Here is a 26,240-nt window from a genome sequence, read left to right as displayed (position 1 = left end):
TTCATCGGTAGCGATGGAACACACCGCTTGGCGAGAATCCTGAAAACACCTCAGGTAGCGGAAGTGAGTGATGTTCGCTCTTAGCTCGTGGCTCGCTGCTCGTCGCTAGATCGCTCGGGCCTTCATCCGCTCCCCAATATGCTCCGCCTGACGCATCGCCATCGCGATGATCGTCAGCGTCGGGTTTTCCGCCGCGGAGGTGGTGAACTGGCTGCCGTCGGAGATGAACAGATTGCTCACCTCGTGGGTCTGGCCGAAGCCGTTGCAGACGCCGTCTTCCGGTTTCTCGCTCATGCGGCAGGTGCCGAGATTGTGGGTCGAGGGGTACGGCGGGACTTCGTATATATCCACCGCCCCGGCGGCACGATAAACGTCGCTACCCTGCTGGTAGGCGTGATTGCGCATGGCGATATCGTTGTCGTGATCGTCGTAGTGGACATTGGCCACGGGCAGGCCGTGCTGATCGCGGACATCGTGGTTGAGCGTGACTCGGTTGGTGTCGCGCGGCATGTCCTCGCCGACCAGCCACATCGCGGCGAGATGGTCGTACTGGTCGATCATGCGGGTGAAGTCGCGCCCCCAACCGCCAGGATTGAGGAACGCCGCCGCCAGCGGCAGTCCCAGCGCGATGGTTTCCATCTCGTAGCCGCCGGCAAAGCCTCGGCCATCGTCGTGACGTGCCTCGTCGGGAATGATCCCCGCCATCACCGTGCCGCGATACATATGCACCGGCTGCTCGAATGCGGCATAGACCGAGCCGGTCATGTGGCGCATGTAGTGCTTGCCGACATGGCCGCTGCCGTTAGCGAGCCCGTCGGGGAACTGGGTCGACGCGGAATTGAGCAGCAGCCGCGGCGTTTCGATTGAATTGCCGGCGACCGCTACCACGCGCGCCTTCTGGTGCTGCATTTCACCATTTCCATCGAAGTAGCTGACGCCGGTCACCTTGCCGCTGGCGTCATGGGTAATCTCGGCGACGTGCGCCCGGGTGCGCATCTCGCAGTTACCGGTAGCCAGCGCCTCGGGAATCTCGGTGTTGAGCGTCGACCACTTCGCACCCGAGCGGCAGCCCTGGAAGCAGAAGCCGCGCTGCTGACAGTGCCCGCGGCTGTCCATCTCGCGGCTGTTGATCGCCATGTGTCCGGTGTTGCACTCGTAGCCAAGCTTCTGGGCGCCTGAGTACATCACCTTGAAGTTGTTATTGCCCGGCAGACCGGGAATGTCGTTAGTGCGGGTAACGTTGAGGCGCTTTTCGGCACGATCGTAATAGGGCGCGAGGTCGTCGTAGCCGATCGGCCAGTCGAGCAGCGTGGCGCCTTCGAGATCACCGTAACGGGTGCGGGCTTCGAATTCGTGGGGCTGAATGCGCAGACTGCAGGCACTCCAGTGGGTGGTCGAACCGCCGACGGTCTTGCAGATCCACGCCGGCAGATTGGGGAAGTCCTGCGCTACGCGCCAGCTGCCGGAGGTGGTGCGCGGATCGAGCCATGACAGCTGCTCGTAGGCGCGCCACTCGTCGGTGTGAAAGTCGGTGCGCGTATGCAGGCCGCCGGCTTCCAGCAGCACTACCTTGATGCCCTGCTGAGCGAGCCCGTTGGCCAGCGTGCCACCGCCAGCACCGGAGCCGATGACAACCACGACGCCGTCGTCGTCATGGTCGAAAGTGCGCTGATTGGTGTAGTCCACGGCGCTTCTCCTCTTGGTCGTTATCGTCGGATCCTGTGTCAGGCCGGGGTGGAGTCGACAGGAATCGTGCCGCTGGCCGCGATGGGCGGTTCCGGCAACCAGGTAATATCGCTGAAGCCGCGATGCAGATAGCCCGAGTCGTCCACGCCGCCGCCATAGCCGAAGTGGGCGAACGCCAGCGGATTGTTGTAGAGCGCTACAATGGCGCTGCCGTGTACGGTCTTGAAGAACGGAGAGCCGGAAATCGCTTCGACCTGCGCCTGACGGTCGTCCTCGTTCAACGCCAGCCACTCGCCACCGGCCTGGCGATCCAGCGTGGCGATGCCGTTGGTTAACTGCTGGCGCACCTGCGGATCGGCGGCCTGGCGGTCGAGATCTTTGACTACCAGAGCGTAGACAGCGTCCTCGAGGGTGTCGTGAGGTAGCAGATGCCGGGTGAATATGAGCAGCGTTCGCGCCTGATGATCGTCGAACTGCTCCGTGGTCACGGCCCAGCTCGTACTCGGCGCCAGCATGGCGATGGCGCCGTTGGCGAACGCCAGCGTTCCGACCAGCGTGCCGCCGCTGGCCTCCAGAAAAACGCGACGCGAAAGGGATGGATGAGTCATGGTGATCTCCTCGTCTGACGTCGGGCGCTTCGCTCTCGACGGTCTGCACTCAGACTAGGAGGCATGAACCGGCAGCGGGTATTAGTGGACTACTACTGCGGCCAAGGTATTAGAAGAGACTGCGACGCAAAGCCGAAAGGCCGCAAAACCGGCAGGCAAGAAAACGCGACTCAAGTCGAATGGTCAGCAGAGTGCTTAGAGCGCTAAGTTCAATGAATCGCGTGCCCCGCTTCGTGCCATGCCCATCGACAGGAGACTGCCATGTGCCATCTCTACGCCAGCACCGCCCCGGCTCGCTACGAGAACACCACCCGCTCGGTGCGCCTGCAGGGTTGCGTGACGAGCGTCAGGCTGGAGAACGAATTCTGGGAGATTCTGGATGCGCTGGCCGCGAGTCAGAACCTCTCGACCGCGCGTTTCATCAGCCAGCTTTACAGCGAGGTGGTAGAGGAGAAAGGCGAAGTCAGCAATCTCGCCTCGCTGTTGCGCGTGGTCTGCGCCGTCCATCTGCAACAGACCGCCGACCTCGTGCCAGATCTGGTGGCGATGCCCCGCTCGGCCTGCCTCTGATCCTGCGCTGCTGAGACGTGGTGACGGGCTTTGCAGGCTTACGGTGCTGCTCTACACTCGGTTGAAACCGGCAGACAGGGCCCGCGGGCATGGCGACAGGCACCACCACCCACCATTTCTCTCGATTCACCGCGGCGCGGCAGACTCCCTCGACCCGATCAAATCGCCAGGCAACGCTCCCCCATCCGCGCCTGCTGTTCATCGGCCTGTTCCTGCTGCTGCTCGCCGGTTGCAGTACCCAGAAGACCATCGCCACCCGTGACGACGGGCCTGCCATCGATGGCAACAACCTCTCCATCGATCGCATTCTGGTGATGTCGGCGGCCAAGGAGGCGCTCGGCACGCCTTATCGCTGGGGCGGCACCACACCCAGTGGCTACGACTGCTCGGGCCTGGTCCAGATGGCCTACGGCAAGATCGGCATTTCGCTGCCACGCACCTCCAACGAGCAGTTCCACGCCCTCGACGAGATCGATGTCGCCCGGCCCGGCGACCTGCTGTTCTTCGGCTCCGGCAATCGCGCGACCCATGTCGGCATCTACATGGGCGATCGCCAGATGATCCATGCTCCCGGTAGCGGCCGCACGGTCAGCGTTTCGTCGCTGGATATTCGCTACTGGCGCCAGCACTACCTGGGGGCGGCCGCGCCAGCGAATTGACCCGAAAGCGACGGCGAAGGGAAAAACGGTCTCGCCCTTGAGATATCGGGCCTTGGCTACCACGTTATAGGTAGGTCATTCACACATCACGAGCGTTGGCATGTCGTTAGTGCTATCGATTGTTTCACGACACTGCTCTCGCCCGTCATGATAAGCACTCGACTCGAGGCTTCGTACAGAAGCCGTCAACGGCAACAGGAGAAAGTCATGGCTTTGCAACTTGGCGATACCGCTCCCGATTTCACCCAGGAAAGCACCGACGGCCCGATCAATTTCCACGAGTGGGCCGGCGACAGTTGGGTCATTCTGTTTTCTCACCCGGCCGATTTCACGCCGGTCTGCACCACCGAGCTGGGGGAAGTCTCGCGCCTCAAGCCGGAATTCGAGCGTCGCAACACCAAGGCGATCGGCCTTTCCGTCGACCCGCTCGACGATCACACCCGCTGGGTCGGCGACATCGAGGAAACCCAGGGCTGCGGGCTCAACTTCCCGCTGCTGGCCGACGCCGACCGCTCGGTGAGCGAGGCCTACGGCATGATTCACCCCAACGCCAGCGGTACCAATACCGTGCGCTCGGTGTTCATCATCGACCCGGCCAGGAAGGTGCGCCTGACGATCACCTATCCGCCCAGCACCGGCCGCAACTTCGCCGAGATCCTGCGCGTGCTGGACAGCCTGCAACTGACCGATAGCCACAAGGTCGCCACGCCGGTCAACTGGCAGGACGGCGACGACGTGATCATCGTGCCTTCGATCGACAACGAGAAGGCCAAGGAACTCTTCCCCAACGGCTGGGACGAGAAGAAGCCTTACCTGCGCGTCACCAAGCAGCCGAACAAGTGACCGCGGCGGCATCGCGTCAGTGACGCAGCCGATGCCAAGCAGAAGCGACGACGCCCGCATTCCTCGAGAGGAATGCGGGCGTTTTTGATGACGAGCGTGGTATGGTGGAAATATGGGGTGGAAAGAAGGTGAGCTGACGCTCAACCGTCGTCGTCCGCCGCCAGCCAACCGTCGACCAGCTCTCGATTGTCGTCGATCCATTGCGCAGCGCCTTGGTCAGGATCGCCGTTTTTTTCGATCTCCAACATCAGCGTGGAAAGCTGCTCCGGCGTCATGTGCCAGGCATCCAGCATCGCGGCGACGCCCGGATGCGATTCATCGAAGCCTTTTTCGGCGAGCCATTTGACCTGCTGGCCAGAAACCAGTGCGCCCTTGGGATCGTCCAGAATCTTGAGGTCGTATTTCGCAAAGACCCAATGCGGCTGCCAGAGCGTCAGCGCGATCGGCTCCTTGCGGCGGTAAGCTTCCTCGAGCTGGGCCAACATTGCCGTTTCGCTACTGCTCAACTGACGAAAAGGCAACGAATACTGCTCGATCGCCGTCTCGGTTTCCTCGTAGATCGCCGACCCCGGCTCGATCCCGAAGATCGTCGGCTGCCCCTGATATTCGAACGCTTCGGCATGCGCCTTGAGATCGGCCACCGTATCGATATCGTCGATGTAGGCCGGCACCACCAACGCGTCCAACGCATCGTCGTACCAGGTGCCGTGCAGCTCGATCCGGTCCTTGTAAGGGGTCAAATAGGAGTTGTCGCTCGGCAGCCAGAATTCCAGGGAGACGTCGATGTCGCCTTCCGCCAGCCCGCCGAACAGTAGCGGCTTGGATACCTCTTTCAACGTGGCGTCGATACCTTGCTCTTCGAGCAGCAGCTGCCACAGATGCGAGACGGCGATGTTCTCGGCCCAGTTGTTGGTTCCTATGGTGATGCTATCCGCCGCGGCGACCTGGGCGGCCGCACTACAGAAGACAGCGCCGATCAGGGCGGTCTTGATGGGTTGCATGGAAATCCTGTCATTGGCGTCGGGGCGTCGTCACCGTAGGCGGAACGCAGTGCTACGGCTGGCTTTCATGATAGCCGACATGGTGGCCGTGCGATGTCAAACCTCACCACTAATGACACAAAAAAACGAACCCGGCCTGAGCGGCCGGGTTCGCGGATACCGATGTGTCGAGATCGCGTGCGTCAGCAGCGCGTGCACTGCTTCAGCGTTTCGACATCATCACGCTCGCCGTGCCGGGACGTGGGTCGCGACACTCTCGGCGATGGGCGCGAAGGATGAAGCAGCGCATTCGAGCGGACCAGCGTCATCAGCATGGCACGCACCACGTGCGCGAGCACGTAGACAACCACTGCCATAACGATCAACGCCTTGATGCGCCCTGAAATCTTCACGCTGCTTCTCCTTGAGTCGGGGGTGCCTGTCGTCCGGGGGGATGGCAGCTAGGATAGAACCACACGAATGTGACTAAAAATTGAAGGCATCGATAGCCGATATACGAGTCATCGATGTCAGTGATCACGGATTTCTGTAATCACAGATGCCGGTGAACATCGACGCCGGTGATCTATGCTGGAACCACCGTATCGGCAAAAAGGCACCACTCTTGAGACCAAACAGAACCGACTTCCCGCTGGATCAATGCCGCTGCCACCTGGAAACCGGGCCGATCGTACTGGTCGGTTCTCAGTGGCAGGGCGAACGCAATCTGATGGTGATGGGCTGGCACATGATGCTCGGCTTCTCGCCGGCCCACTTCGGCTGCCTGATCAGCGCCGGCAACCATAGCCACCGGCTGGTGCGGGAAAGCCGAGAATGCACGATCAACGTGCCGACGCTGGAACTCGTCGATGCCGTGGTAGGCGTGGGCAACAGCGATGGCGACGAACTCGACAAGTTCGACGCCTTCGGGCTGACGCCGGTGTCAGGCGAGATCGTCTCCGCGCCGCTGGTGGAAGAATGTTACGCCAGCTTCGAATGCCGGCTGGTCGACGACAGCCAGATTGACCGCCATGAGCTGTTCATCTGGGAAATCGTCAAGGCCCACGTCGACACCTCTATCGAACTCCCCCGGACGCTCCACTACCGTGGCCACGGCCGCTTCATGGTCGCCGGCGACGAGATCGACCGATCGAGGGATTTCCGGGCGCAGAATCTCTAGGCGGCTATCTTACGAAACCAATCTGTCAGCGCTCCAACAACCCCTCGAAGAAGCTCACTGCGTTGGCTTCGAGCCCTTCCAGGTAGTAGCCGCCCTCCTGCACGATCAGCGTTGGTAACCCGAGACCGGAGATCTCGCACCCAAGCTGGCCGAAGCCCGGCGTGGAGACCGACACCCTGGCCTGGGGGTCCTTCTCGTGGATATCGAAGCCCAGCGCCAGTACCAGCGCGTCCGGTTCGAACAGGCGGATGGCCTGGCAGGCTTCTTCGAGGCGGTCGAAGAACACCGCTTCCGGGGAGCCGTGGGGCATCGGCAAATTGAGGTTGTAACCCAGCCCCGCGCCGCGCCCGCGCTCGTTCTCGAAGCCGGTGACCGCCGGGTAGAAGTTGGTGGTGTCGCCATGGATCGAGATGTACATGACGTCATCGCGCTCGTAGAAGATCTCCTGCACGCCCTGACCGTGATGCATGTCGGTGTCCAGCACGACGACGCGCGGATAGCGTGAGGTCAGATGCTGCGCGGCAATGGCGGCGTTGTTGAGAAAGCAAAAGCCCCCGGCGGAGTCGATGCCGGCGTGGTGCCCCGGCGGGCGCGACAGCGTATAGGCGAAGCGGTCGCCCGCCAGCAGCGTTTCGGCCCCGGCCACCGCGCTCTGTGCCGCCCAGTAGGCGGCCTGCCAGGTGTGCTTGCCCACCGGCGCGCTGCCATCCGCCAGATAGCGCGCGGCCTCGGCGAGGATTCCGCGCAGCGCGTTGGGCGAACGCACGAAGATGCTGGAGATCACCTCCTCGCCCCAATCTTCGCCCCCGTTCTCGCTGACATCGTGCCAGCGCCGATAGGCGCTCTCGAGAAAGCGCAGATACGGCAGCGAATGCACCGCCCGCAGCGGCGCGACTCCGTGGTCCTTGGGTGCCTGAGTCTCGAAGCCGAGCCGCCTGGCCGCCGCCAGCAAATGTTCGGCGCGGTCGCGCACTTCCTGGGGCTTGCGCATCTTGCCGCGCGAGAAATAGATCTGCGGTTGGTGCAACAGTTGATCGTCGTGAAAGAATGTCTTCATCGATGTTGTCCTTGTTGTTCCGCCATCCATCTCGAACTCAATAACCCGCGTGGCGATCCACCAGGCTCGCCGGTAATCGATCTTCGTCCAGTCGCGCCATCGGCATCGCCCAGCAGCGGATAGTGGAGATGTTTCGGGAGAGAGAAGCCCTGAGTGCGGTGACTTCAGGCAACCGAATCGCACCAGCGCCCATGCGCTATCGCAATGGCCGCTCGTAAGCCGCGGCCCGCTATCGAACGGAAGAATACGGCCGGCGAAATCTTCCTCGAACATGGCCGCCGCCATTGCCGAGAAATCACGCTTGCGCCTGCCCTCGGGCAACCGTTCGATACCGTAGAGGATTTCCGCGACGGTGATCGAGCAGATCGTCACCGCGTCCGCATTCTAGCGATCCAGCCACTCGACGACCCGCAAGTCCGGCGCGGGCCGCATCAGCTCGGAGAGCACGTTGGTATCCAGCAGGATCATGTGTCGAGTCCTGGGTCGCGCGGTCTGTCGGACCGGTTCGGCAATTCCAGTTCGACGCCCTTCGCTTCGCCAAACCGCCTCCGTATACGGCTTCCCAGGCCTTCCTGTGGCGCCCGACTCAGGGCACCACGCCGAATGATACGCGCCTCTTCTTCCATGGAATGACCATGGCTGGCCGCCTGCATGCGGAGCTGAGCCTTCAATTGCTCGTCCAGGTTACGGATAGTGATCGATGCCATGAGACCTCCCATGGATGATATCAATGATAGCACTCGCTGCTACCACATATAGCTCGGGCCACGGCTTGCCGGGAACGTGAGCGTCGGCGCGAATACGGAACATGAGAACCCCCAGTATTCGAACACATTCGACGCAGACCGGCTTCGGCATGCGAAGATGGGCACGATCGATCCCTCATCAGAAGAGGCTGCCATGACGCTATCGAACGCCACGGATGCAAATTCCCCCAGCGTCAACCTTGCTCGCCTGACCCACTGGGTCTTCGACATGGATGGCACGCTGACCGTCGGCGTGCATGACTTCCCGGCGATCCGGCGCAAGCTGGAGATCCCGGATGGCGCCGATATTCTGTATCACCTGGAGACGCTGCCCGCCGCCGAGTACGACGCCAAGCACGCCTGGCTGCTCGAGCACGAACGCGCACTCGCCATGCGTTCCACCGCCGCGACCGGCGCGGTCGAACTGGTTCAGGCGCTCTGCGAGCGCGGCTGCCGCCTCGGCATTCTGACCCGCAACGCCAAGGAGCTGGCGCACATCACGCTGGAAGCGATCGGCCTGGGCGACTGTTTTGCCGCCGACGAGGTGCTCGGTCGCGACGAGGCGCCGCCCAAGCCGCACGCCGGCGGGCTCGATCATTTCATCCGCCGCTGGCAAGTGGCGCCCTCGCAGGTCGTGATGGTGGGCGACAGCCGGCTGGATCTTGAATGTGGTCGGGCCGCCGGTACCTGCACGATTCTGGTCAACGTGGCGGAGAACCGCTGGCCGGCACTCGCCGATTGGCATCATCAGGATTGCCGGCAGCTGCTGGCACAGCTCTGAACTTCGATTCTTGCGGGGCGTGCGTTACCCAGCGCGCGCTTCTATGTTTTACCGGCTCTTTCTTTATTGCCCCCCCTTTACCGGCTCTTTCTTTTACCGGCGCTGTGCCGGCTTGATGACTTTCCCCGCCCCACTTCTTGTCTCGCCTCGTTCTTCTTTTTGCGTCTGTCCTTTGCGTTTGTCGCCGTTGCTCGACTTCACAGCCGAATCAACCAGTGCTATACATCGAAACCAAGGGAATACTGTTTAACCAAGGTATAAAAAGCAATCGTGCTAACGGTTCGCTATCGAAGCAACGCAATAGCGGACGATATCGAATCCGCGGCTCTGCCGCCGTTTCCCTGTCGATCGAGGAAAGTCATATGCCGAGGCTGATGCACCGCCGCTGGATGCTCCTGGCGACCGCCGCGCTGGTTTTGCTGTCGATGTCCGCCAGCGCGCAGGACACCGGGAAAGACGTGAGCCAGGACAAGTTCAAGGCCGTGACCACCTTCACGGTGATCGCGGACATGGCGCAGAACGTGGCCGGGGACGCGGTCATCGTCGAGTCGATCACACGGCCGGGCGCCGAGATCCACAATTACGCGCCGACGCCGCGCGACATCCTCCGCGCCCAGGATGCGGACATGATCCTGTGGAACGGGCTCGATCTGGAGCGCTGGTTCGAACGCTTCTTCCGCAATCTCAGCGATGTCCCGAGCGTCGTCGTGTCTGATGGCATCGAGCCGATCGGCATCGCCGAGGGCCCCTACGATGGCAAGCCCAACCCGCATGCGTGGATGTCGCCGACGAGCGCGTTGATCTACGTCGACAACATCCGCGATGCGTTCGTCGAGCACGACCCCGCCAATGCCGAGATCTACCGCAACAACGCCGAGCGCTACAAGCACGAGATCGAAGCCGCCGTCGCGCCCATCCGCGAGTCGCTGGCGCGGATCCCGGAGCAGGATCGCTGGCTGGTGACGAGCGAAGGCGCGTTCTCCTATCTGGCGCGGGATTTCGGCCTGCGCGAGCGCTATCTGTGGCCGATCAACGCCGATCAGCAGGGCACGCCACAGCAGGTTCGCAAGGTCATCGATGTGATCCGCGCCAACGATATTCCGGCGATCTTCAGCGAGAGCACGGTTTCCGACAAACCGGCGCAGCAGGTCGCCCGCGAGACCGGCACCCGTTATGGCGGCGTGCTCTACGTCGACTCCCTCAGCGAACCCAACGGCCCGGTGCCGACCTATATCGACCTGCTGCGCGTCACTTCGGAGACGATCGTGAAAGGCCTGACCCGAGGGGCTTCATCATGACGAGGCATGCCGGCACGATGGCCGGGACGACATTCGCCGGTCCCGAGCAGATATCCGTCGATCGTGAAAAGGCCGGCGCCGGTATCCGCGTCGTCGATGCCGCCGTGACCTACCGCAACGGTCATACCGCGCTGCGCGATACCAGCTTCGAGATTCCCACCGGCACGATCACCGCGCTGGTGGGCGTGAACGGTTCCGGCAAATCGACGCTGTTCAAGGCGATCATGGGCTTCGTGCGTCTGGCCCGGGGCGAGATACGCGTGCTGGGCCTGCCAGCGCGCGAAGCACTCAAACGCAACCTGATCGCCTACGTGCCGCAGTCGGAAGAGGTGGACTGGAACTTCCCGGTGCTGGTCGAGGACGTGGTGATGATGGGGCGCTACGGCCACATGGGGATGCTGCGGATCCCCAAACGCGCCGACCACGAGGCGGTCGCCACCGCGCTGGCACGCGTCAACATGAGCGAGTTCCGTCAGCGCCAGATCGGCGAGCTCTCCGGCGGCCAGAAGAAGCGCGTCTTCCTGGCCCGCGCGCTGGCCCAGGATAGCCGGGTGATCCTGCTCGACGAGCCGTTCACCGGCGTCGACGTCCAGACCGAAGACCAGATCATTCAGCTGCTGCGCGAGCTGCGCGCCGAGGGCCGCGTGATGCTGGTCTCGACCCACAACCTCGGCTCGGTGCCGGAGTTCTGCGACCGGACGGTGATGATCAAGGGCACGGTACTCGCCTACGGTCCCACCGACGAGATCTTCACCCAGCGTAACCTGGAACGTGCCTTCGGCGGCGTGCTGCGCCATTTCGTGCTCGATCAATCCCAGCCGACCGGCGCGTCACCCCACGCCGTGGGCGTGTTCACCGACGACGAGCGACCGCTGGTGCTGCAGAACGGCATCGCCGCGCGACGCCAAGGCGGCGAGGGAGGCCCCCGCTGATGGAAGCCCTGCTCATGCCTTCCGGCCTGCTGCTGGAGCCCTTCGGCTATGGCTACATGCGCAACGCGATGTGGGTGTCGGCGCTGGTCGGCGGCGTCTGCGCGTTTCTCTCCTGCTACCTGATGCTCAAGGGGTGGTCGCTGATCGGCGATGCGCTATCGCATTCGATCGTGCCCGGTGTCGCCGGCGCCTACATGCTGGGGCTGCCGTTTTCACTCGGCGCCTTCCTTGCCGGCGGGCTCGCCTCGGCGGCGATGCTGTTTCTCAATCAGCGCAGCAAGCTGAAAGAGGACGTCATCATTGGGCTGATCTTCAGCTCGTTCTTCGGTCTGGGGCTGTTCATGGTGTCGCTGTCGCCGACCTCGGTGAATATCCAGACCATCGTGCTCGGCAACATCCTGGCGATTACGCCCGCCGACACGCTGCAGCTGGTGGCGATCGGCGTGGTGTCGCTGGTCATCCTGCTGGCCAAGTGGAAGGATCTGATGGTGACGTTCTTCGACGAGAGCCACGCCCGCTCGATCGGGCTCAATCCCACCGCGCTCAAGATCCTGTTCTTCACCCTGCTGGCGGCATCGACCGTCGCGGCACTGCAGACGGTGGGCGCGTTTCTGGTGATCTGCATGGTCATCACCCCGGGAGCCACGGCCTACCTGCTGAGCGATCGTTTCCCGCGACTGCTGATCATCGCGGTGGCGATCGGCACGCTGACCAGCTTCGTCGGCGCCTACGCCAGTTACTTCCTCGACGGCGCCACCGGCGGCATCATCGTGGTGCTGCAGACGACGATCTTCCTCATGGCGTTCGTGTTCGCGCCCAAGCACGGGATGCTGGCGGCAAGACGTCGTGCCGCGGCGTCGCTGGCTCGTGAGCCAGCACGCCAACCGCTATCGTCAGCGCCTCTATCAGAATCGCAAGAACCCGACGAGGAGCCGCGTCCATGAGCTGGCTCGATACGCTGTTGATGCCGTTCCAGTTCGGTTTCATGGTCAACGCCATGATCATCGCCGTGCTGGTCACCGTACCGATGGCCCTGCTCTCCTGCTTCCTGGTGCTCAAGGGCTGGTCGCTGATGGGGGATGCCATCTCCCACGCCGTCTTCCCGGGCGTGGTGATTGCCTATCTCGTCGGCATTCCCTACGCCATCGGCGCCTTCGTCGCCGGCATGTTCTGCGCCGTCGCGACCGGCTTCCTCGAGGAGAACAGCCGGATCAAGCAGGACACGGTGATGGGCATCGTCTACGCCGGCATGTTCGGCGCCGGCCTGGTGCTCTACGTCAAGATCCAGACGACGGTGCATCTCGACCACATTCTGTTCGGCGACATCCTCGGGGTCGGCTGGCGCGACATTCTGGAATCGGCGCTGATCGCCCTGGCCACCGTCGGCGTCATCGGCCTGAAATGGAAGGACTTTCTGCTCCACGCCTTCGACCCGACCCAGGCCCGGGCAGTGGGCCTGCGAACCCGGGCACTGCACTACGGCCTGCTCTGCCTGATCTCGCTGACCATCGTCGGCGCCCTGAAAGCCGCCGGGATCATCCTCGCCATCGCGCTACTGATCGCGCCCGGCGCCATCGCCTTCCTGCTGGCCCGGCGCTTCGCCACCATGCTGCTGCTCTCGGTGATGCTGTCCGCAGTCATCGCCTTTCTCGGCGTCTATCTCTCGTTCTTCATCGACAGCGCGCCGGCCCCGACCATCGTGCTGCTGTTCTCGATCGTTTTCGGCATTGCCTTCGTCGTTTCCAACCGGCGTACGGCGAGAAGAGAAGCGGACGCGACGCCTTGAAACGCCACGAGCCGGCCCAATCGGGCCGGCTCGAGACGTGACTTCCAAATTGCATCCAATCGTGTGGCATGGGCTATTGGCTAGATGCCGCCGTTGACGCCAATCGCGGCCGGCTCGCCAGGCTGACACCGATCAACGTCACCGCCGCCAACGGCATCGCCACCAGCACGCTGTTCCAGCCCATCGGCTTGCCCAGCGCGATCTCCCACACCAGCGTCATCACGCCACCAACGATCATCGCCGCCAGCGCGCCGGCAGGGGTCGCACGCGGCCATAGCAGCGCGGCCAGGAAGACCGGGGTGATCGCGGCACCGTACATGCCATAGGAGTACATCTGCATGGCCAGCACGCTGGGGAAGAAGGCGCCCAGGACCCAGGCCAGAATGCCCAGCCCGACCACGGTCAGCCGGTTGACCATCAGGGCTTTGCCGGGGGCGATCTGCATTTTCAGCAGCCCGCCGAGGATGTCCTGGGTCAGACTGGCGGATGCCGAGAGCAGGTAGCTGTTGCCGGTGGTCAGCAGCAGCGCCACGAGAGAGGCCAGCAGCAGTCCGCCGACGACCGTGGGCAAACCTTCCCGAGCCAACGTCATCATCGCGGTCGAGGGAGTGATATCCGGATACATGACTCGCGTCGCGCAGACCAACAGGGTAATCAGGCCGGTACAGACGATCGAGGCGATCACCAGGCCCATGGCGGCTTTCTTGGCCGTGGCCGGATCCCGCGCGGCGGCGAAGCGCTGGAACAGGTTCTGGTCGCCCAGAATCAGCAGAAACAGCGGCAGGAAGTAACCCAGCGCCTGCCAGGGCGACAGACCGCCCAGCAGCGTGTGATGCGTCGCCGGCAACGCATCCATCATGCCGTCCAATCCGCCCAACCGGGTCAGTACCAGCGGCGCGGCGATCAGCATGCTGCCGAAAATGATCACGGCGCTCAGATAGTCGGTGTAAGCCACCGAGACCAGGCCGCCCATGGTCGCCAGACCGATCATCACCAGCGCGGCGATCACCACGCCCTGCCACACCGGCAGGCCGAACGCCAGGTTGAGCGCCTGCCCCGCTCCGGTGAACTGGTACGAGACGATGCCGACGTAGGCCAGCAGGATGATCAGCGAGGCGATCGAGCGCGCCGTGGGCCCGAACCGCTCCTCGATCAGACCGGGAATGGTGGTCGCCCGCGAGCGGCGCATCTTGCGCGCCAGCAGGAAGTAGACCACCAGCGCGGCGATCGGCGTGCCGGCGAAGAAGAAGATCGCCGCGCCCGGGCCGTGCTGGAACACGAAGCTGGCGCCGCCGACGATCGAGCCAGATCCCACGAAGGTGGCCAGCAGCGTCGCGGTGAGCACCAGGGTGGAGAGCGAACGCCCCGCCACGATGAAGTCGGTATCGTCGTGGACCTTGCGTCGCGAGAAGTAGAGCCCGATGACGACCATCAGTACGATATACGCGATGACGAAGAATGCCTGCATGATCGCAGCCTCCTGATTGTGATTATTATCTGTTGTCGGATTCGCTGCCGGGACCGCGTTGACGGTCCCGGGGAACTTTACTGACTCAGCTGGTCCTTGATCGCGCGTCCACCCTGCATGATCAGCGACAGGTGCTTGCCCTGGCCGGTCAGCAGGCTCATGTCTTCCAGCGGATTGCCATCGACCACGATCAGATCCGCTTGCGCCCCCGGCGCGATGCACCCGATCTCGCCTTCCATGCGCAGCAGTTTGGCCGCCGTCGCGGTAGCACTGCGGATCACCTCGTGGGGTGGCAGTACCTGGGAGCGAATCACGAACTCTTCCGACTGATGCGGGTGCATCTCGCCGAGCAGATCGGTGCCGTAGGCCATCTCCAGCCCCGCCTCGCGCATGGTGACCAGGCTCTCCAGCCCCGCCAGGCGGACGTCGTCGATCTTGGCGACTGACTCTGGCTTGAGCCCATAGTCGGCCCCCTCGATCTTGAGCCGCTCGTAAGTCACCAGCGTCGGGCAGGCCATGGCGCCGCGTTCGGCCGCGAGTCTGGCCGTGTCCGCCTCGATCAGGTTGCAGTGTTCGAGCGAGCGCACCCCGGCCTCGACGGCACGTCGGATCGCCTCGTCGGTGTACAGGTGCGCGCTGACGTAGGTCTGGGCGTTGCTGGCTTCCTCGACGATCGTCCTGAGCTCGTCCACCGAGAAGCTCAGAAAATCGATCGGATCGCTGGGCGAGGAGACGCCGCCGTTGGCCATCACCTTGATGAACTGCGCGCCAGCCTTGATCTCCTGGCGCACCGCGCGGCGCACCGATTCGACGCCGTCACAGATGCGCCCCATCGAACCGAGGCGGCGGGTCTGGTACTGGTCGTCACGCTCGTCATAGAAGCCGCGGTAATCGTTGTGGCCGCCGGTCTGGGAGAGCGCCTTGCCACAGATCACCAGCCGCGGACCGACGAAGTGTCCTTCCGCCACGGCCTGCTGAATGCCGCGATCGGCACCGCCCACATCGCGCACCGTGGTGAAGCCGCGCATCAACATGCCCTTCAGGATCGGTGTGGCGCGGGCGGCGACCAGCGCATCGGGCAGCAGCGCGTTGGCGCCGAGATCGGCCGTGGTCGCGATGACGTGGACATGACAATCGATCAGGCCGGGCATCAGCGTACGCCCTTCGAGGTCGATCACGCGGGCGTCGCTGGGCGCTTCTATTGGCGTTTCGGAAACCTGGACGATGCGGCCGTCCTCGACCAGGACATGCACGCCGACTCGGGGCTGCGGAGACGAACCGTCGACCAGGTTGGCGTTACGGAACAGGACGGCTTGCGAGGAGAGTGCGGAAGAGAGTTCGGTCATGGATCGGGCTCTTGGGAGACGTTGTTGTGATAGTCACTCGAATACGGCTTGAGCCTACCCAGCGCCTCGATCCCCTGAAAAGCGCTAAAAACGCATGCCAGCATGCGGTGAGCGCATCGATTTCGACGGGCGCTCAACCCTCCTGCGGGGCCATTTCCAGCAGCCAGCGCTTGAAGCGGCGAGTCGCGACATTTTCGCGACGCTCTTCCGGGGTGATCAAAAAATATCCACCGCCATGGCTCGCCCAGTGATCCGTCGCTCGGACCAGACGGCCACCGTCGATCTGGCTGTCGATGATGTGCTGCCACCCCAGCACGACGCCCTCGCCAAGCGCCGCCATCTCCACCAGCGGCGGGTAGTGGTTGAAGGCGATGGCGTTGTTCAGACCGACCGTGGGCAACTGGTGGTAGCGGAACCAGTCACGCCAGGAGATCCACAGGCTCTGGGCATCCTCGAGTACCAGCAGCGTCTCTTCGCTCAACTGCTCCGGCGTCAATTTCGCTCCCGGTGCCAGCCCATGACGCTCGCGGCACGCTGTCAGATAGTCGGGCGCACAGACAGGGAACACTTTCTCGGGGATTAGGTAGGTGGTCTCGAAACCCGGCAGCGCCGCCTGCTTGAGGTAATACAGCCCGATATCGAACTCGAAGGACGACAGCGACGTTACCCCATCACGGACGATCAGACGCAGCTTGATATTGGGGTACTGGCGCCGAAACCGGCCCAACCTGGGCACCATCCAGAACTGCGCCACCCCGGCGGTACAGGCGACGGTGATCTCGTTTTCGCCGGTGCTCTTCATTACCTCGGCAGTCGCATTCACGCAGTCGTCCAGGATAGAGCGTACCTGCAGCGCGTAAGTCTCCCCCGCGCGCGTCAGTGCCAGTCGTCGCTGCTCGCGGACGAACAGCTTTCGCCCGAGGAACTGCTCGAGGTGAACGATCTGACGGCTCACCGCGCTCTGGGACAGGCTCAGCTCGGCGGCGGCTCGCGTGAAGCTCATATGTCTCACGGCCGCTTCGAAAGCGATCAGGGCATTGAGCGGCGGCAGCGGCGACATGCGCATGAAAGGCTCCGGAGAAACAGCGGAAAGGAGCAGGATACGTCATCACGCCGCCGGGAACGCTAGTCGCGATCGCGGATGAAGTCGATGAAGGCGCGCAGCGGTGCGGGTACCAGCCGGCGATCGGCGTAGTAGAGATAAGGGCCGGAAAACCGTGGCCACCAGGGTTCGAGTACCGGCATCAACGCACCGCTTTCCAGGTCGGGCCGGAGCCACTGCTCGAACAGCATGATCAGGCCGACGCCCTGCCGCGCGGCGTCGACGCCGAGATCGACCCCGCCACCGATACTGACCTCCAATGGCCCATGGGGCTCGATACGGATCAGCTCTTCGCCTTTTTCGAACTCCCAGACCGCCAGGTTGCCATTGGTGAAACGGCCGTAAATGCAGGCGTGGTCGAGCAGATCGCGGGGATGTTCGGGGGTGCCGCAGCGGGCCAGATAGTCGGGCGACGCGACCAGCGCGAAACGCTGCTCGCGCGGGCCGATGGGCACGGCGATCATGTCCTGCTCGAGGCGCTCATCGTAGCGAATACCGGCATCGTATCCCGCCGCGAGAATATTGGTCACCGCGCTGTCGGCGGTGATCTCCACGCGGATCTCCGGGTAGGCCTTGAGGAAGTCGGGCAGGATCGAGGGCAGCACCAGTCTCGATGCGCTGACCGGCACGTTGAGCCGCAGCGTACCGGCCGGGCGATCCTTGAAGCCGTTGACCGCATCCAGCGCGCTTTCCACCTCCGCCAGCGCGGGCGACAAGCGCGCCACCAGCGCCTCGCCGGCTCGCGTCAGCGTCACCGCCCGGGTGGTGCGATGGAACAGTCGAATGCCGAGTGCGGTCTCCGCACGCCGCACCGCATCGCTCAAGCGTGATGGGCTACTGCCGGTCAGCCGCGCCGCTTCGCGAAAGCCCTTGGCCTTGGCAACGGCCAGCACGATCTGAAGATCGCTGAGATCGGCGCTCATTGTGCATTTCTCCGTACGACCTGTATCGATTGGCTGGAATAGTCGCACAGCATCGAGAGGTCTACGATAAAACCGTCCGACATCCCCTATTCGACACAGGAGTGAACCATGTCTCTCATCGACAAGGCCGGTACATATGCCCTCGGCGATCGTCGGGTCAAGCGCCTGGGCTACGGCGCCATGCAGCTCGCCGGCCCCGGCGTGTTCGGTCCGCCCAGGGATCCGGCACGGGCGTTGCAGGTGCTCGAGGAGGTCATCGCCGCCGGTATCGATCATATCGACACCTCGGATTTCTACGGCCCCCACGTCACCAACCAACTGATCCGGCAGGCACTGCACCCTTATCCCGACGATCTCTGCATCGTCACCAAGGTCAGCGCCCAACGCGACGAGACCGGCGCCTGGCTGCCCGCGCTCTCGCCAGCCGAGCTGACCCGGGCGGTAGAAGACAACCTCCGCAATCTGGGGCTGGAGCAGATGGAAGTCGTCAACCTGCGCAGCATGCTGGACGTCCACGGGCCGGCGGAAGGCTCGCTGGAGGCGCCGTTGACGACCCTGGCGGAGCTACGCGAACGCGGTTTGATCAAGCACATTGGGCTGAGCAATGTCACCGCCACGCAGGTCGCCGATGGCCAGAAGATCGTTCCCATCGTCTGCGTGCAGAACCAGTACAACCTGGCCAATCGCGCCGATGATGCGTTGATCGATCAATTGGCCGCGGACGGCATTCCCTACGTGCCGTTTTTCCCGCTGGGCGGGTTCACACCCTTGCAGTCGGACACGCTCTCCGATGTCGCCAGGACGCTAGACGCCACGCCGATGCAAGTGGCGCTGGCGTGGCTGCTCAAGCGCTCGCCCAACATCCTGCTGATCCCGGGCACGTCATCGCCCGAGCACCTGCGCGAGAACATCGAAGCGGCGGCGCTGGAGATCCCCGAGGCACAGATGGCGTTGCTGGATCGTATCGGAGGCGAGTAACGGGGCCGGCGTCGGAGCATCCGGCTCAGGGAAGCTCGAACGCAGAGTGACGGTCGAAGACAACGTCGTCAGGCGCTGCCAGAACGCCTCGGCAAAAGCCGGCAGCGAAGTCCTGGCGCGGGTCGTGTGAATCTCGACGGGAATATCCCGGACCGGTTCGAGGGCTCGGACCAGTTGCCCTTCGCGCCATTCCGAGTCCGCCAGAATGAGCGGAAGCCCCGCCACCCTGCTGCTTGACGCCGTGTGCTGATCAGCGCCACCGGCCCCTACGGCAACGTGCTCAAGATTCGCCCGCCGCTGGTATTCGCCCGGGAGCACGTGGACAGACTGAGCGACGCGCTGGCGGCTTCGCTCGCGGGATGGGCAACGCCCCGCTAGGCTGACCGGGAAGTCGGCGGCCTGTCACTCGGCCCGCCACCTTCCGTCTCTACTCGAGGAACCAGAGATGTCCAACGACGCCCCCGTGGTCATGGTCAGCGGTGCCAATCGCGGCATCGGTGCCGCCATCGCCGAGACTCTTCACGCCGCCGGCTGGCGCGTCAGCCTCGGTTGTCGGACCGAGCCCGCCGAACGCCCGGAGCGCAATGACTGGCTGGTCTGCCACTACGATGCGCTGGATTCGCAGAGCGCCCGATCCTGGGTCGAGGAGACGGTACGCGTGTTCGGCGGTATCGATGCACTGGTCAACAACGCCGGCGTGCTCAGCCGCGCTTCGGTGCTGGAAGCGGACGGCGACGAATTCGACCGGGTCATGGCGGTCAACGCCAAGGCGCCGATGCTGCTGACCCAGCAGGCCTGGCCGCATCTGGTCGACGCCCGGCAGGGCAAGGTGGTGTCGATCGTGTCGCTTTCGGGCAAGCGGGTGCGGTCGGCGGGGTCGGGGCTATACGCCATGAGCAAGTTCGCGGCACAGGCGTTCGTCCATGGGCTGCGTCACTGCAGTGCCGAGACCCGCGTGCGCGCCACCGCGATCTGCCCCGGCTTCGTCGCCACCGACATGGCGGCGGGTGCCGATGTCGACGCCGAGGAGGTCACTCAGCCCGAGGACGTCACACGCATCGTTCGCCTGCTGCTGGAACTGCCGCCGTCGGCCAGCATTGCCGAAGTGCCGGTCAACTGGCGGATCGAGGACACGGTGTGAGCAGAATCTTCCTCCGCCGGAGAGCCTCGTTACGCATCCATTCGTCGAAATTAGCCGATGGTTGAAGTCTGAAAGCTTCGCTTCGGCCCTAGAGTGTCATTGACGCCTCCCCGTGGTGGAGGAACGATCACTGCCTCCGGGGGTTTGCATGAACCGCTATCAAGACGACTATCGCCGCTCGCTCGATGACCCCAACGCCTTCTGGATGCATCAGGCGGCGCGTATCCCCTGGTTCCGGCCTCCGACCCAGGCACTCACCACCGGCGACGGAGGACATGCCCGCTGGTTCGCCGACGGAGAGCTCAACCTTTGCCATGCCGCCCTCGATCATCATGTCGATCAGGGGCGAGGCGATCAGGTCGCGATCTACTGGGACTCGCCGGTGACGCGTGGCAAACGGCAACTGACCTACCGCGAGATGCGCGACCAGGTCGCGCTGTGCGCCGGTGCGTTGCAAAAACTTGGCGTGACCCAAGGCGACCGGGTGGTGATCTACATGCCGATGGTGCCGGAGGCACTGATCGCGATGTATGCCTGCGCCCGGCTCGGCGCCATCCATTCGGTCGTGTTCGGCGGTTTCTCCCCCCGCGAGCTGGCCCTGCGCATCGACGACGCGCGACCCAAGCTGGTGATCAGCGCTTCCTGCGGTGTCGAAGTGGATCGTGTGGTGCCTTATCAGCCGATCGTGGCGGACGCACTCCGCCACAGCGCCCATGCACCGTCAGGCTGCCTCTATCTGCAGCGTGACGCCGTGCGCGCCGAGCTCGGCCCCGGTGACCACGACTGGGAGGAGTCGATGGCATCGGCCAGGCCGGTGGACTGTGTGGCAGTCGCGGCCACCGATCCGCTCTATATCCTCTATACCTCCGGCACCACGGGCAAACCCAAGGGCGTGGTACGCGATACCGGCGGCTATGCCGTGGCGCTGCATTACTCGATGGAAGCGATCTACGCGATGGCGCCGGGCGAGGTGTTCTTCTCCGCTTCGGACGTGGGCTGGGTCGTGGGGCACTCCTACATCGTCTACGCTCCGCTGCTCGCTGGCTGCAGCAGCGTCGTCTACGAAGGCAAGCCGGTACGCACGCCCGATGCCGGCGCCTTCTGGCGGCTGATCTCGGAATACAACGTGAAGAGCTTCTTTACCGCACCGACCGCCTTCCGCGCGGTGAGAAAAGAAGATCCCGATGCGCGGCTGCTGGCGGAGTACGACATCCATAGACTCGAATCGCTGTTTCTCGCTGGCGAACGTCTCGATCCACCGACCTATCACTGGCTGAAGTCGCACCTCCAAGTGCCGGTGATCGATCACTGGTGGCAGACCGAAACCGGCTGGCCGATCGCCGCCAATCCGCTCGGACTCACGCCGATGCCGACCAAGGCGGGTTCGGCCACCATGCCGGTGCCGGGCTATGACGTGCGCATTCTCGATCGCCGGGGCGAAGAGGTTCCCGCCCTTACCCACGGCAGCGTCGTGATCAAGCACCCTCTACCGCCGGCCTGTCTGAGCGGCATCTGGGGCGATCCCGAACGCATGGCGCAGGCGTACATGAAGGCGCACCCCGGCTACTACCTCAGCGGAGACAGCGGTTACTTCGACGAGGATGGCTATCTGTTCGTGATGGGACGTACCGACGATGTGATCAACGTCGCCGGACATCGGCTCTCTACCGGGGAAATGGAAGAGGTTCTCGGCTCGCATCCGGCGGTGGCGGAGTGCGCGGTGATCGGCACCCAGGATCCATTGAAGGGGCAACTGCCGCTGGGAATGGTCATTCCCAGGGCGGATTTCGAAGGCGACACGACGACGCTGGAGCAAGAGCTGGTCGCACTGGTGCGAGAACGTATCGGCCCGGTGGCCTGCTTCAAGCAGGTGTTGATGGTCGAGCGCCTGCCCAAGACCCGCTCGGGCAAGATCCTGCGCAAGGCGTTGCGCCATATCGCCGATGGCGAGGCGTTCGATACGCCCTCGACCATCGACGATCCGACCAGCCTGGAGGACGCGAGGCAAGCGATCGAAGCGCTCAGGCCATCTGATGACGACGCCGCTGCCGCTTCGCCTCCCCGCCAATGATACTCCCGCGAGTGATGCGCCCGTGAATGACGCTCAGGCGTCGAACAGGTTCTTCAGCGTATGCGGCTGGCTGCGCAGGTACTGCTTCGGCGCGTGCACGCTGGCGCCGAGCCTGGCGGCGGCGTGCCACGGCCAGCGCGGATCGAAGAGAATGCCGCGTGCCAGGGCGACGGCGTCTGCCTCGCCGCTGAAGACGATGCCTTCGGCCTGCTCCGGCTCGGTGATCAGGCCGACCGCGATCACCGGCATGGCGATTTCCTGCTTCATGCGGCGCGCGAACGGCACCTGATAGTTGGGACCGACGTCGAGCGCCTGGCGCGGATCGAGACCACCGCCGGAGCAGTCGATGAAGCTGCAGCCGCGGGCATCAAGCGCTCGCGCCAGCGCGACGCTCTGCTCCAGATCCCAGCCGCCTTCGACCCAGTCGCTGCCCGAGATGCGAATGCCCACCGGCTTCTCGCTCGGAAATACCTCGCGAACGGCATCGAAGATCTCGAGAATCAACCGCATGCGGTTTTCCAGGCTGCCGCCGTATTCGTCGTCTCGCTGGTTGGAGATCGGCGACAGGAACTCGTGCAACAGGTAACCGTGAGCCGCGTGCAGCTCGATCAGTTCGAAGCCGAGACGGTCGGCGCGTTTGGCCGCGGCGACGAAATCCGCCTTGAGCCGTTCGATATCATCGAGGCTCATCGCCTGCGGCGGACGCTGGCCTTCCGAATAGGGCACGGCGGACGGCGCCACCGTTTCCCAACCGCCCTCGTCGAGCCCCAGTTGCGCCCCGCCTTCCCACGGCGCCTGGCAGGAGGCCTTGCGGCCGGCGTGGCCGAGCTGGATACCGATCGGCATCGGCGAATGGGCACGCACGGACTCGAGCACGCGCGCCATCGCCTGCTCGTTGTCGTCCGAATAGAGACCCACATCGCCCGGCGTGATCCGCCCTTCCGGCGCGACCGCCGAGGCCTCGATGATCAACAGCCCGGCGCCGGAGAGCGCCAGGTTGCCGAGGTGGATGGTATGCCAGCTGGTCATGTTGCCATGCGTATCGGCGGAGTACTGACACATTGGCGAGATGACGATGCGATTGGGAAGTTCCAGCTCGCCGAGCGTGAGCGGCGTGAAAAGCTTGGGGGATGCCATGAATGCGCTTCCTGGGATGAATGATGGCAAAAATGTAGCTGGCTAATAATTGTTTGGCAATGCCTCTCCCCGACCGGCAGCCGCGAGCAATACCCGCCGATTCGAGCGGGGCCAACCATTTGCTCCTACAGGCCGGTGCGAAACGGCAGTGAGCGGATATCTCAGGCGCGCGCGGTGGTCGGCGCGGACGCCGGACCTTTGGAGGCTTCGAGGTCGTGCAGCGTCGAGGCAACGTGGGCGATGGCACTGACGACGTCGTTGGCTCCGGCGCGAATCCTGTCGATGGCATTGCCCGCCTCACCCGCCATGCGAACGCCGTTTTCCACGCTGCCTAGACAGGCCTGCATGCCGCCGCTCACCTCCTGGGTGAGGTTGCGCAGGCTGGCGATGGTGGCGGCAATGTCGCGGGTGGCTTGCGAGGTGCGTATCGACAGCTGGCGTACTTCGTGGGACACCACCGCGAAACCACGACCATGTTCACCGGCGCGGGCCGCTTCGATGGCGGCGTTGAGTGCCAGCAGGTTGGTCTGCTCGGCGATCTCGCGAATGCTTTCGATCACCGCATTGATGTCGGTCGAGCGCTGCGCCAGGGTATCGAGCTGCTGCGACGTGGTCGCTACCTGACTGGCGATACGACGAATTTCAGTGATGGTCTCGTTGATGATGCGAGAGCCGTCGTTGGCGGAAGTTTCCGTATTCGACGAGATGCGATAGGCCATCCGGGTGCTTTCGTTTTCACGTGTCACGCGGTCGGTGATATTGGTGGCGAACTTGACCACCTTGTAGAGCCGCCCCTCGGCATCGAAGACCGGGTTGTAGCTCGCTTCGAGCCACAGCGTCCGGCCTTGCTTGTCGAGTCGCTTGAACTGTCCCGACATGAATTCGCCGGCGTTCAGGTGGGTCCAGAAGTCGCGGTACGCCTGGCTGGCGGCATAGTCGCGCTCACAGAAGATTCGATGATGCTTCCCCTGGATTTCATCGAGCGCGTAGCCCACCGTGCTCAACAAATTGGCGTTGGCGTTGAGGATGTACCCGTCCGGGGTGAACTCGATGACCGCCATGGACCGGTCGATGGCGCTGAGCCGGCTGTGCATGTCCTGCTCGTCACGTACCCGCGCGGTAATGTCGATCGCCGTCTTGACCACCCGGATGACCTTGCCATGGCGATCGATGACCGGATTGTAGGAGGCCTCCAGCCACAGCGCGCGGCCGTCGCAGGTTCTGCGCTTGAAGCGCCCGGCGATGAACTCGCCCTGACGCAGTCGCTCCCAGAAGGCCGCGTACTCCCGGCTCGCGATCAGCTCGGGATCGCAGAGTCGGCGATGGTGCTGGCCGATCAAGTCATCGGCATCGAAGCCGGTGATGTCGAGAAAATTGGTGTTGGCGGAAAGGATGGTGCCGTCGAGGGAGAACTCGATGACCGCCATGGCGCGATGAATCGCATCGAGCACGGCTTCATGGTGGTGCGGCGAACGAAATAGGGGCATGTCCTGCGTTCCTTTTTACGGTTCGTCGAGCGCTTTGCGAGCCATTGGCGGTTCGGTGAGTACGCGCATGAAATGCCTAAATCCTGAGTACGTTGCCACTACTATCGACCGCATCGACCGAGATTTTAGGCATCGACCGGAGAGGCGCATGAATCAGCAGGCCAACGCCGGGCAGGCTGGTATGAAAATCAGCGCAAGCGAGCAATATATATTTGGAAAAAAACAACATCCTTGCCGCTCTTTGCTCGGAAACGAACATCAATGCCGTTATTAGCGAAAGTCGAATGCGCTTTTTGGCAGATTTTGCCCACACTGTGACAAAACCATGACACTGAACGCGGCCTAACGAGACATACAAGATCGCGCGGTCGGTGTCGCTTATAACAACCTCCGTCTCAGGAGATTTCGCCATGCTACGACGCCTCAAACGATCCAAATCTCGCTCGCTACGCCTGCCCCTCTCGCTCTTGACCACGCTGACGCTCGGCTGCGGCCTTGCCTTCACGGCCCAGGCCGCTGAAGAGTGCCCACAGCGCGGCGATCTGGCGCCGATGTACTGCGACGCCAATGGCGATCTGGTCGCCGACGCGCCGAGCGACGAATCCCAGTATCTCGATCCCGATCCGCTGGTCTTCGCCTACACCCCGGTCGAGGATCCGGCAATCTATGCCGATATCTGGGAACCGTTCATCGAGCATCTGCGCGAGGAGACCGGGAAGGACGTGCGTTTCTATGCTGTGCAGTCCAATGCGGCAGAAATCGAGGCGATGCGCAGCGGCCGCATTCAGGTCGCCGGCTTCTCCACCGGGCCGACGCCGTTCGCGGTCAATCTGGCCGGTGCCGTGCCTTTCGCGATCATGGGCAGCGACGACGGCGAATTCGGCTACACCCTGCAGGTCTATACCCGCAAGGACAGCGGCATCGACGAGCTGAGCGATCTCAAGGGCAAGCGCGTGGCGCACACTTCGCCCACTTCCAACTCCGGCAATCTGGCGCCTCGCGCGCTGTTCCCCAAGCAGGGCATCACCCCGGACGAGGATTACGAAGTGGTCTACTCGGGCTCTCACGACCAATCGATGCTGGGCGTAGTCGCGGGTGACTACGACGCCGCACCGGTCGCCTCCGAAGTGGTCGATCGCATGGCCGAGCGCGGGCTCTACGACCCGGAAGAGGTCAAGATCGTGTTCGAATCCAAGCGCTTCCCTACCACCTCCTATACCTATGCCCACAACCTCAAGCCCGAACTGATCGACAAGATCAAGGAAGCCTTCTTCAGCTTCGACATGAAAGGGACCGAGCTGGGCGAGGAATTCGACGGCGTGACCAAGTTCGTGCCGGTCACCTATCAGAAGGATTGGGAAGTGATACGCGACATCCAGGATGCCAACGGCGTCGTCTACTCCCAGGAAAACGTCGAATAAGCCTGCCAACGCCAGACGGCGCCGCCCGCCATGAAAGGCG

At 63.5% G+C, this 26,240-nt stretch carries 27 protein-coding genes; 15 read left to right on the top strand and 12 right to left on the bottom strand.

The features are described 5' to 3' along the window. Positions 1-105: 105 nt before the first annotated feature. Positions 106-1,686, bottom strand: a complete 1,581-nt coding sequence (locus DOM32_RS10350; RefSeq protein ID WP_087718539.1) for a GMC family oxidoreductase — start codon at positions 1,684-1,686, stop codon at positions 106-108. Positions 1,687-1,724: 38 nt separating this feature from the next. Then, positions 1,725-2,294: a tat (twin-arginine translocation) pathway signal sequence gene (locus DOM32_RS10345; protein ID WP_110634091.1), complete on the bottom strand. Its 570-nt coding sequence runs from the start codon at positions 2,292-2,294 to the stop codon at positions 1,725-1,727. Positions 2,295-2,555: 261 nt separating this feature from the next. Between DOM32_RS10345 and DOM32_RS10340 the strand changes: the two genes are divergently transcribed. The 3 genes from DOM32_RS10340 to DOM32_RS10330 all read left to right on the top strand — a co-directional run bounded on the left by DOM32_RS10340 (position 2,556) and on the right by DOM32_RS10330 (position 4,366). Then, positions 2,556-2,864, top strand: coding sequence for a ribbon-helix-helix domain-containing protein (locus tag DOM32_RS10340; RefSeq protein ID WP_110634088.1), 309 nt, complete (start codon positions 2,556-2,558; stop codon positions 2,862-2,864). Positions 2,865-2,953: 89 nt separating this feature from the next. Beyond that, complete coding sequence (locus DOM32_RS10335) at positions 2,954-3,523, top strand: C40 family peptidase (protein WP_087718542.1); 570 nt, start codon at positions 2,954-2,956, stop codon at positions 3,521-3,523. A 147-nt stretch (positions 3,524-3,670) separates the two neighbouring features. Next, entirely contained in the window at positions 3,671-4,366 is a 696-nt protein-coding gene (locus DOM32_RS10330; protein ID WP_277354956.1) for a peroxiredoxin, read from the top strand. 140 nt (positions 4,367-4,506) lie between these two features. On the opposite strand, the gene DOM32_RS10325 is transcribed toward DOM32_RS10330, so the two are convergent. Further along, the gene (locus DOM32_RS10325) at positions 4,507-5,367 is read right to left on the bottom strand and encodes a glycine betaine ABC transporter substrate-binding protein (RefSeq protein WP_110634085.1); all 861 of its coding nucleotides are present in this window, start codon (positions 5,365-5,367) and stop codon (positions 4,507-4,509) included. 182 nt (positions 5,368-5,549) lie between these two features. Beyond that, entirely contained in the window at positions 5,550-5,759 is a 210-nt protein-coding gene (locus tag DOM32_RS10320) for a hypothetical protein (RefSeq protein WP_071230877.1), read from the bottom strand. Between the two features lie 212 nt (positions 5,760-5,971). Between DOM32_RS10320 and DOM32_RS10315 the strand changes: the two genes are divergently transcribed. Further along, positions 5,972-6,526 (top strand): flavin reductase family protein, encoded by a 555-nt coding sequence (locus DOM32_RS10315; protein ID WP_208625361.1) that lies wholly within the window; start codon positions 5,972-5,974, stop codon positions 6,524-6,526. A 25-nt stretch (positions 6,527-6,551) separates the two neighbouring features. On the opposite strand, the gene DOM32_RS10310 is transcribed toward DOM32_RS10315, so the two are convergent. Both DOM32_RS10310 and DOM32_RS10300 read right to left on the bottom strand, forming a co-directional pair. Beyond that, complete coding sequence (locus tag DOM32_RS10310) at positions 6,552-7,583, bottom strand: histone deacetylase family protein (protein WP_110634306.1); 1,032 nt, start codon at positions 7,581-7,583, stop codon at positions 6,552-6,554. A gap of 464 nt (positions 7,584-8,047) precedes the next feature. After that, a complete protein-coding gene (locus DOM32_RS10300; protein WP_110634302.1) occupies positions 8,048-8,290 on the bottom strand; it encodes a FitA-like ribbon-helix-helix domain-containing protein in 243 nt (80 codons plus the stop codon). Between the two features lie 193 nt (positions 8,291-8,483). On the opposite strand from DOM32_RS10300, the gene DOM32_RS10295 reads away from it, so the two are divergent. From DOM32_RS10295 to DOM32_RS10275, 5 genes are all read left to right on the top strand, one after another. Continuing rightward, a complete protein-coding gene (locus DOM32_RS10295) occupies positions 8,484-9,110 on the top strand; it encodes an HAD family hydrolase (protein WP_110634078.1) in 627 nt (208 codons plus the stop codon). Positions 9,111-9,472: 362 nt separating this feature from the next. Further along, positions 9,473-10,408 (top strand): metal ABC transporter substrate-binding protein, encoded by a 936-nt coding sequence (locus DOM32_RS10290; protein WP_208625360.1) that lies wholly within the window; start codon positions 9,473-9,475, stop codon positions 10,406-10,408. Further along, positions 10,405-11,340: a manganese/iron ABC transporter ATP-binding protein gene (locus DOM32_RS10285; protein WP_277354955.1), complete on the top strand. Its 936-nt coding sequence runs from the start codon at positions 10,405-10,407 to the stop codon at positions 11,338-11,340. Before DOM32_RS10290 ends, DOM32_RS10285 begins: the two co-directional genes overlap by 4 nt. Next, on the top strand, positions 11,340-12,284 hold the full coding sequence (locus tag DOM32_RS10280) for a metal ABC transporter permease (RefSeq protein ID WP_277354954.1): 945 nt from the start codon (positions 11,340-11,342) through the stop codon (positions 12,282-12,284). Before DOM32_RS10285 ends, DOM32_RS10280 begins: the two co-directional genes overlap by 1 nt. Continuing rightward, positions 12,281-13,126, top strand: a complete 846-nt coding sequence (locus DOM32_RS10275; protein WP_110634075.1) for a metal ABC transporter permease — start codon at positions 12,281-12,283, stop codon at positions 13,124-13,126. Before DOM32_RS10280 ends, DOM32_RS10275 begins: the two co-directional genes overlap by 4 nt. A gap of 73 nt (positions 13,127-13,199) precedes the next feature. Here the strand turns inward: DOM32_RS10275 and DOM32_RS10270 are convergent, their stop codons facing one another. The 4 genes from DOM32_RS10270 to DOM32_RS10255 form a co-directional block, all read right to left on the bottom strand. Next, complete coding sequence (locus DOM32_RS10270; RefSeq protein WP_110634072.1) at positions 13,200-14,594, bottom strand: sodium:solute symporter family protein; 1,395 nt, start codon at positions 14,592-14,594, stop codon at positions 13,200-13,202. Positions 14,595-14,671: 77 nt separating this feature from the next. After that, positions 14,672-15,940, bottom strand: coding sequence for a metal-dependent hydrolase family protein (locus tag DOM32_RS10265; RefSeq protein WP_110634069.1), 1,269 nt, complete (start codon positions 15,938-15,940; stop codon positions 14,672-14,674). A gap of 133 nt (positions 15,941-16,073) precedes the next feature. Next, positions 16,074-17,006: a LysR substrate-binding domain-containing protein gene (locus tag DOM32_RS10260; protein ID WP_110634066.1), complete on the bottom strand. Its 933-nt coding sequence runs from the start codon at positions 17,004-17,006 to the stop codon at positions 16,074-16,076. A 59-nt stretch (positions 17,007-17,065) separates the two neighbouring features. Continuing rightward, complete coding sequence (locus tag DOM32_RS10255; protein ID WP_110634063.1) at positions 17,066-17,965, bottom strand: LysR family transcriptional regulator; 900 nt, start codon at positions 17,963-17,965, stop codon at positions 17,066-17,068. Between the two features lie 108 nt (positions 17,966-18,073). Between DOM32_RS10255 and DOM32_RS10250 the strand changes: the two genes are divergently transcribed. From DOM32_RS10250 to DOM32_RS10240, 4 genes are all read left to right on the top strand, one after another. After that, positions 18,074-18,943, top strand: coding sequence for an aldo/keto reductase family oxidoreductase (locus DOM32_RS10250; protein ID WP_110634060.1), 870 nt, complete (start codon positions 18,074-18,076; stop codon positions 18,941-18,943). 243 nt (positions 18,944-19,186) lie between these two features. Further along, positions 19,187-19,321 carry a hypothetical protein gene (locus tag DOM32_RS18265; protein WP_277354953.1) on the top strand — a complete coding sequence of 45 codons (135 nt, stop codon included), beginning with the start codon at positions 19,187-19,189 and terminating at the stop codon, positions 19,319-19,321. A gap of 67 nt (positions 19,322-19,388) precedes the next feature. Then, a complete protein-coding gene (locus DOM32_RS10245; protein ID WP_110634057.1) occupies positions 19,389-20,084 on the top strand; it encodes an SDR family NAD(P)-dependent oxidoreductase in 696 nt (231 codons plus the stop codon). Between the two features lie 148 nt (positions 20,085-20,232). Beyond that, positions 20,233-22,155 carry a propionyl-CoA synthetase gene (locus DOM32_RS10240; RefSeq protein ID WP_110634054.1) on the top strand — a complete coding sequence of 641 codons (1,923 nt, stop codon included), beginning with the start codon at positions 20,233-20,235 and terminating at the stop codon, positions 22,153-22,155. Between the two features lie 33 nt (positions 22,156-22,188). Here DOM32_RS10240 and DOM32_RS10235 read toward each other — a convergent pair whose 3' ends face one another. Both DOM32_RS10235 and DOM32_RS18430 read right to left on the bottom strand, forming a co-directional pair. After that, positions 22,189-23,292, bottom strand: coding sequence for an NADH:flavin oxidoreductase/NADH oxidase (locus DOM32_RS10235; RefSeq protein WP_110634052.1), 1,104 nt, complete (start codon positions 23,290-23,292; stop codon positions 22,189-22,191). Between the two features lie 161 nt (positions 23,293-23,453). Then, positions 23,454-24,779 (bottom strand): methyl-accepting chemotaxis protein, encoded by a 1,326-nt coding sequence (locus DOM32_RS18430; RefSeq protein ID WP_110634049.1) that lies wholly within the window; start codon positions 24,777-24,779, stop codon positions 23,454-23,456. A 148-nt stretch (positions 24,780-24,927) separates the two neighbouring features. Between DOM32_RS18430 and DOM32_RS18255 the strand changes: the two genes are divergently transcribed. Continuing rightward, entirely contained in the window at positions 24,928-25,053 is a 126-nt protein-coding gene (locus DOM32_RS18255; RefSeq protein WP_277354952.1) for a hypothetical protein, read from the top strand. 136 nt (positions 25,054-25,189) lie between these two features. Then, a complete protein-coding gene (phnD, locus tag DOM32_RS10220; RefSeq protein ID WP_110634043.1) occupies positions 25,190-26,200 on the top strand; it encodes a phosphate/phosphite/phosphonate ABC transporter substrate-binding protein in 1,011 nt (336 codons plus the stop codon). The last annotated feature ends 40 nt before the right edge of the window (positions 26,201-26,240 follow it).

It is taken from the genome of Salinicola salarius (assembly GCF_003206135.1).
Classification (GTDB): domain Bacteria; phylum Pseudomonadota; class Gammaproteobacteria; order Pseudomonadales; family Halomonadaceae; genus Salinicola; species Salinicola salarius.
This window is presented reverse-complemented; position numbering and strand designations above follow the sequence as displayed.

Bases quoted from the DNA above. Each gene is read 5' to 3' on its own strand.
- DOM32_RS10345 (WP_110634091.1), bottom strand. From the start codon at position 2,294: ATGACTCATCCATCCCTTTCGCGTCGCGTTTTTCTGGAGGCCAGCGGC.
- DOM32_RS10340 (WP_110634088.1), top strand. From the start codon at position 2,556: ATGTGCCATCTCTACGCCAGCACCGCCCCGGCTCGCTACGAGAACACC.
- DOM32_RS10335 (WP_087718542.1), top strand. From the start codon at position 2,954: ATGGCGACAGGCACCACCACCCACCATTTCTCTCGATTCACCGCGGCG.
- DOM32_RS10330 (WP_277354956.1), top strand. From the start codon at position 3,671: ATGATAAGCACTCGACTCGAGGCTTCGTACAGAAGCCGTCAACGGCAA.
- DOM32_RS10325 (WP_110634085.1), bottom strand. From the start codon at position 5,367: ATGCAACCCATCAAGACCGCCCTGATCGGCGCTGTCTTCTGTAGTGCG.
- DOM32_RS10310 (WP_110634306.1), bottom strand. From the start codon at position 7,583: ATGAAGACATTCTTTCACGACGATCAACTGTTGCACCAACCGCAGATC.
- DOM32_RS10300 (WP_110634302.1), bottom strand. From the start codon at position 8,290: ATGGCATCGATCACTATCCGTAACCTGGACGAGCAATTGAAGGCTCAG.
- DOM32_RS10295 (WP_110634078.1), top strand. From the start codon at position 8,484: ATGACGCTATCGAACGCCACGGATGCAAATTCCCCCAGCGTCAACCTT.
- DOM32_RS10290 (WP_208625360.1), top strand. From the start codon at position 9,473: ATGCCGAGGCTGATGCACCGCCGCTGGATGCTCCTGGCGACCGCCGCG.
- DOM32_RS10285 (WP_277354955.1), top strand. From the start codon at position 10,405: ATGACGAGGCATGCCGGCACGATGGCCGGGACGACATTCGCCGGTCCC.
- DOM32_RS10280 (WP_277354954.1), top strand. From the start codon at position 11,340: ATGGAAGCCCTGCTCATGCCTTCCGGCCTGCTGCTGGAGCCCTTCGGC.
- DOM32_RS10275 (WP_110634075.1), top strand. From the start codon at position 12,281: ATGAGCTGGCTCGATACGCTGTTGATGCCGTTCCAGTTCGGTTTCATG.
- DOM32_RS10270 (WP_110634072.1), bottom strand. From the start codon at position 14,594: ATGCAGGCATTCTTCGTCATCGCGTATATCGTACTGATGGTCGTCATC.
- DOM32_RS10265 (WP_110634069.1), bottom strand. From the start codon at position 15,940: ATGACCGAACTCTCTTCCGCACTCTCCTCGCAAGCCGTCCTGTTCCGT.
- DOM32_RS10260 (WP_110634066.1), bottom strand. From the start codon at position 17,006: ATGCGCATGTCGCCGCTGCCGCCGCTCAATGCCCTGATCGCTTTCGAA.
- DOM32_RS10255 (WP_110634063.1), bottom strand. From the start codon at position 17,965: ATGAGCGCCGATCTCAGCGATCTTCAGATCGTGCTGGCCGTTGCCAAG.
- DOM32_RS10250 (WP_110634060.1), top strand. From the start codon at position 18,074: ATGTCTCTCATCGACAAGGCCGGTACATATGCCCTCGGCGATCGTCGG.
- DOM32_RS10245 (WP_110634057.1), top strand. From the start codon at position 19,389: ATGTCCAACGACGCCCCCGTGGTCATGGTCAGCGGTGCCAATCGCGGC.
- DOM32_RS10240 (WP_110634054.1), top strand. From the start codon at position 20,233: ATGAACCGCTATCAAGACGACTATCGCCGCTCGCTCGATGACCCCAAC.
- DOM32_RS10235 (WP_110634052.1), bottom strand. From the start codon at position 23,292: ATGGCATCCCCCAAGCTTTTCACGCCGCTCACGCTCGGCGAGCTGGAA.
- DOM32_RS18430 (WP_110634049.1), bottom strand. From the start codon at position 24,779: ATGCCCCTATTTCGTTCGCCGCACCACCATGAAGCCGTGCTCGATGCG.
- DOM32_RS18255 (WP_277354952.1), top strand. From the start codon at position 24,928: ATGAATCAGCAGGCCAACGCCGGGCAGGCTGGTATGAAAATCAGCGCA.
- phnD (WP_110634043.1), top strand. From the start codon at position 25,190: ATGCTACGACGCCTCAAACGATCCAAATCTCGCTCGCTACGCCTGCCC.